The sequence below is a fragment of the Maribacter sp. genome (genome assembly GCF_039968975.1).
Lineage (GTDB): Bacteria > Bacteroidota > Bacteroidia > Flavobacteriales > Flavobacteriaceae > Maribacter.
This window is the reverse complement of sequence record NZ_JBDVOT010000053.1, coordinates 1-5,124: the sequence shown is the minus strand read 5'-3', so window position 1 is coordinate 5,124 and position 5,124 is coordinate 1. Positions and strand designations below refer to the sequence as shown.

The 5,124-nt window shown below is 30.2% G+C and carries 8 protein-coding genes; 6 read left to right on the top strand and 2 right to left on the bottom strand.

From position 1 onward, the window contains the following. The 4 genes from ABJI11_RS03550 to ABJI11_RS03535 form a co-directional block, all read left to right on the top strand. Positions 1-496, top strand: a 496-nt coding sequence (locus ABJI11_RS03550) for a hypothetical protein (protein WP_348349480.1), incomplete at its 5' end; no start/stop codon positions are given. 302 nt (positions 497-798) lie between these two features. Continuing rightward, a complete protein-coding gene (locus ABJI11_RS03545; protein WP_348349478.1) occupies positions 799-1,095 on the top strand; it encodes a hypothetical protein in 297 nt (98 codons plus the stop codon). 2 nt (positions 1,096-1,097) lie between these two features. Then, positions 1,098-2,099, top strand: a complete 1,002-nt coding sequence (locus ABJI11_RS03540; RefSeq protein ID WP_348349476.1) for a DUF2931 family protein — start codon at positions 1,098-1,100, stop codon at positions 2,097-2,099. A 71-nt stretch (positions 2,100-2,170) separates the two neighbouring features. Next, positions 2,171-2,533, top strand: a complete 363-nt coding sequence (locus ABJI11_RS03535; protein WP_348349474.1) for a hypothetical protein — start codon at positions 2,171-2,173, stop codon at positions 2,531-2,533. A 117-nt stretch (positions 2,534-2,650) separates the two neighbouring features. On the opposite strand, the gene ABJI11_RS03530 is transcribed toward ABJI11_RS03535, so the two are convergent. Together ABJI11_RS03530 and ABJI11_RS03525 are read right to left on the bottom strand one after the other, a co-directional pair. After that, positions 2,651-3,217 carry a peptidylprolyl isomerase gene (locus ABJI11_RS03530; protein ID WP_348349472.1) on the bottom strand — a complete coding sequence of 189 codons (567 nt, stop codon included), beginning with the start codon at positions 3,215-3,217 and terminating at the stop codon, positions 2,651-2,653. A gap of 121 nt (positions 3,218-3,338) precedes the next feature. Beyond that, complete coding sequence (locus ABJI11_RS03525; protein WP_348349470.1) at positions 3,339-3,587, bottom strand: hypothetical protein; 249 nt, start codon at positions 3,585-3,587, stop codon at positions 3,339-3,341. Between the two features lie 180 nt (positions 3,588-3,767). Here ABJI11_RS03525 and ABJI11_RS03520 point away from each other — a divergent pair, with 180 nt between their 5' ends. Both ABJI11_RS03520 and ABJI11_RS03515 read left to right on the top strand, forming a co-directional pair. Next, positions 3,768-4,478, top strand: a complete 711-nt coding sequence (locus tag ABJI11_RS03520) for a hypothetical protein (RefSeq protein ID WP_348349468.1) — start codon at positions 3,768-3,770, stop codon at positions 4,476-4,478. Positions 4,479-4,720: 242 nt separating this feature from the next. Beyond that, positions 4,721-5,124 (top strand): PIG-L family deacetylase (locus ABJI11_RS03515; protein ID WP_348349466.1); only part of this gene is annotated, 404 nt, incomplete at its 3' end.

The following is a 5,124-nucleotide window of genomic DNA, read 5'->3' as shown; positions in this document are numbered from 1 at the left end:
ACAAGTAATTCTATTATATACATTCTTAATATCCTCTATAGTGTATTCACAAATTGATTCTCTTTATCTGGATTTGATTCCAAATACTCAAGATAGTATTCAATTTTCTATTTGGGAAGTACATAATAAAGAAATGTCATTACCAGATCAAGAGGAAAAGGAATATGAAAAGGAATTAGCACGAGAAACCTTGAGCAAAAAGGATCAACAACTATGTATAACTAATTTGCAAAATCCAAAATCATACGATAAATCAAGAGCGTTACCATATCATCACAACTTGGTCTTATCTATTTATAAAGAAGGGATTATTTTAACCGAAATACGTATTTCGACAATGACTGGTAATATTGATATAGATAGTAATTTGACGGAGAATTATTTCCGAAGCAACTGCTCAGAACAAATGCGAAAAGTACTGATTATATTATTAAAAAAATATAATTTTATCGAACTATTTGATGAAGTTGAGTTAGAAGGAATAGCAATGAACTAAGGTGAAAAATCAACAAATTTTTCTTTAAATTAAGATGCTACTTTTCTGGACTTGTAGATTCTTATATCAGATTATTAAGCTTTAATATTCAATTTATTTAGGCAATTCAAAAACATAAGTTTCAATAATTGGTATGCTAGATTTTGCTATAGCAAAAGACTACTTTAATAATTTGTTGGCAACGGCTACAAATACTAGTTTCTCTTTATTAAATCAATAAAGAAGACTATTACTATCTTGCAGGTAACACTTTAAAAATTAATCCATGAGAAATTTAGACCATACCCTTTTTAATTAAAAGTATGACCAAAACCACACCAAAATTCAATAGCTCTCTGACATTTCTAATAGCTATTATTAATACTACATTATTTTTTACATTTTTTAAAGGGTTTGGTAATGGTGGAGACCATTTAATATATCTATTTATCATTTGTTGCATTTTAATTACTGTTCAGTTAGGTTTAATAGCATATTTTGACAATTCTGAAAATAAAAAAATATATAAAAACCTAGCCATTATTGCCTTGGTTATATCTGGACTTATAAGGCTAATACTATTATATTTAACAGGTCTTGCAGCGGCTTTTCAGCATTAGAAATGAGAATACATAAACTTACCTTATCGTTCTTGGTCGTTACCTTAATTCTAACTGCGTTACATATTTGGAAATTGGTAGCATACCAAACCTTTAGTCGCAAAATTTATTCATTTAGTGCCAGTGTAGCCGAACACCACCCTATCATGGGTAAGTTTGAACTCATAACTGAAAACAAAAATGAATCTATTATAGTTACAGAAGACTACGAGAAGAGTTTTGCTAACTATGGAGGTATTTATGAATATGAATTTGAGAATTTTCCGCCACCATATACCTTAGACTGCCATTGGGTATCTGTTAGAGAACGGAAAATTTATAAAGGTACTTTTGAGCTTCCACATAAAAAAATAGATAGTTTTTTTGGGTTAAAAAGTACCAAAATGAACGAATTCAGTAAACCAAATGGCACTGTAGACGGGTATCAATTTGGTGTTGGTATTGCTCCTGGTGGCATGGTCACACTTTGGGTATCTGGTAAACATTTCTTTCAAAAAGAAATTGCCATATTTTATGCAAAAGAATATGATAGCTATAACTGGAATGTTGATGGGCAGGAATTATTAAAGACTTTACCTAAAGGTTTTAAATCTACTAATCGAAAAACGGATAGTATCATAAAAAATAATTTTCCACCAGAAATGGATAAATGGAAAACATATTCGAAAAAATATCTCTATTACACGCAAATAATTGGTTATTCTGATGATGTCACTTCTATAGACGTAAGTTGCTTCAATGAAGAATCTGACAGATTTAAAACTAATAACAGTGCTAAACAACTAATTTATACAGGGGTTCCAAACCATATAGACATCAATAAAACTGAACTAAAAGACAGAAAATCTTATTCGTTATCAGAAGACTATATTACCAATTTCAAAACAGAGAAAACAAACCTAACTGCCGGAGACACTCTTGTCTTTATCATTGAAAAAGGTATTGATAACAGACTTAAAACATTACTTACCACTGTTAACCAATTAAATTCTAAAAAAGAATAATGCGCTTATGTTATTCTTTCAACTTATAACAATATTCTAAACTCTATTTTACATCAAAAAATATTTCCTTTATGTTACCAGTTATATTCATTATCATTTTTATAATTGTTGCCTTTTTGCTCTATAAGCGTTCATTGAAACCAGTCATCATTTTAATAATCATAATTGTGATGGTTGTAGGTGGATTTCTTCATTTACTTGAAATTGAAGATTATTATGGAAGAAATAATCACGTCTTTTTTGATGGAAATAAAAATGATACCATACTAATTTTAGATAGAGGTAATGATCAAATTATTGCCAAAGGTTTAATTCAAAGAAAGTCTTGGAATAGGGTTTTTATAAAGTCCGATAATGATACTTTAGACTTAAACGATTGGATAAATCTTAAAGCAGAGTATTTGGCAGACGTAAAATGTGAACTAAAACAATAGGGTATTCTATACTTCTTCCTTTCAAATGATTTCCATTAATTTGAGATACCTATCTTAAAATTAAGTAGATAACACATTCTAGCTTCGTTTATAGCTTAAAAGATTAACAACCCTAAATTATTTACTTTCCTGTTGTAGCTCTTTTAGTGTTTTTGCAGAAATTTTTACAATTGAAATATCTAATGGTATTGGTGTAAACGGTGTATTGGTTGAATCTTTTGGTACACCTACTATTTCATTCACAACATCCATCCCTTTTAAAACATTACCAAAAACGGTATAATCACCATCTAAACGATGTAGACCATCTTTATTTTGTACGATATAAAACTGACAACGTGCCGATAACTTTTCTGCATTACCATCTCGCCCTGCTCCTACTGCCCCATACGTATGGGTTAGTGTAGAATCAAATTCTGGAGCTAATAAATATTCGGGATCATTAAACCCTTCGGGAGTATCTGGGCAACCACCCTGCGCAACAAAATCTGGAATCACCCTGTTAAAAGTCAGCGAATCCCAATAGCCTGCATTCGCTAATTCTATAAAACTGGCTTTATGTTTAGGTGTTTCATCATGCAACCAAATTAAAATTTCACCTTGTGGAGTGTCAACTTTGCCTATTTCGTATGACTTACACGCGGTAAACAATACAAATATCAATACATACTTTAAAAATTTCATCTAGCCATACTTTTGTAGTCAGTTAAAGTAGTAAAAATTGATGTAAAAGAATTAGTAGTTATAATACCAATAGTTAAATAAATAACCTTCAACTCATACAATCTACGCTACTATCGTTAACCTATTTATCTTTTTTCTTGTACACGGAAAATCCTAAAGCAACAGTTATTAGTAATAACACACAGAATGCTATTCTAACTACTTTATTTAAAAATTTTTTCATAGCACTACCATAACCATGACCAAAACCGGTAGGATCTGTAGCTCCACCAGAGAACGAAGATGGTTCTTCTGGCAAAAAGGATATAATAACAAACCCCAATAAAATTATTGATAGAAGTACCAATAGGTTAAATACCTTTTTTTTCATCTTACTAAATTAAAGTATCCTCAACTTAAAAGATAGCTTGTGCCCAAAAATAGTAAACTTAACCTAGCTAAACTCAATGCAAGCTTAACGTTGAAAAAAGATATATCTATGTATATTTATAAAGTCGTTAAACCCAAGAATTATCTGAATTGAACTTCAGCTGCCAACAAGATTTCAACAATGAACAAAATAGTTTTAATACATATGATTATATTTTTATTTGCCTGTAATCAGGCTAATAAAAATAGTGATGAGCCGCAGAAAACAAAATTGGAATCTAACTTAAAAAGGGACGCTCTTAAAGAAGTGCCAAATAAATTAGAAAGCTCTAAAAACAATCACTCTCATAATGACTACAAAGACATGAAGTTACTTTTTAGTTTGAGTCCATTATCTATTTTTGATCTTACTAATGATGGCTTAACTCTTTCAGAAAAAAAAGAGTTACTCCAAAAAGGAGAATCAAATACTTGGAAGATTATTGAAGAAAGTAAGACAAAATTAGCTGTACAAAACAAAAACCTTTCTAGCATTGTCACCTTATATTTTCTTAAGCATAAAGATGATTTGGACGGCGTATTATTCTCAGAGGTAGAAAATGGGCAAAATACAATCTTACATTCATGGAAATATTTCAATGAAAATAAAACACTACAAGAAACCACCATCTTAAAAAAATATAAGGCAAGTGATTTTGTTAGTAGTGAAGATAAACTGCCAGATTCATACAAACCTATATTACACTATATGTTTATTGATGACCAAACAATAGAGGTTTCAGTTCATACGTGGATGGAGAAAGAATTTGAAAATCGAGAAATTATTAATAGAATATTTTTAAAATGGAATGGACTAAATTTTGATGAGAAAATTGAAAGAATAAGCAATTAGAAATTCTTGATAATTGATGAATAAAACCTTAATGGATTTTATCTATTTTGGTTCCCTTTAGTTCCCTAAGAATTAATCAAACAATAGACTTTCATATTAGATTTTAGAAATTGATTTTCATATAAATCACGTAGTATTTGAATCACAATTATAAATGACATTTGATACAACTATTCGCTCTATCAAATAATGTTTTTTTGATATTTTAAAAAATATGATAGATAACTTTTATTAGCTACACAATGATTAAAAAATTAATGCCACTTTTCACCTGCGCTATTTTTCTACTACATACAAGTTGTAATGATATCAGTCAAAAGACTGAAAACCAGAAAGACAATCATGTACAAGAACAAACACCTCTGCAAGAAACAAACAAAGGCAAAACCTTAATGGCTATTTTTGCACACCCTGATGATGAAATAGTAATCTCCCCTATCTTATCAAAATATCAAAAACAAGGTGTTAATGTACGTCTAGTTATCGTAACCGATGGTTCTAACGGGGTCACGCCACATGCCAACATTCCCGCTGGTGAATTACTTGCAAAAACTCGTGCTGAAGAAGCCTTGTGTGTTACAGCTACTTTAAATATTGATCCGCCTATATTTTTAGAATATACAGATGGTGATTTGGCGTTAAAAGA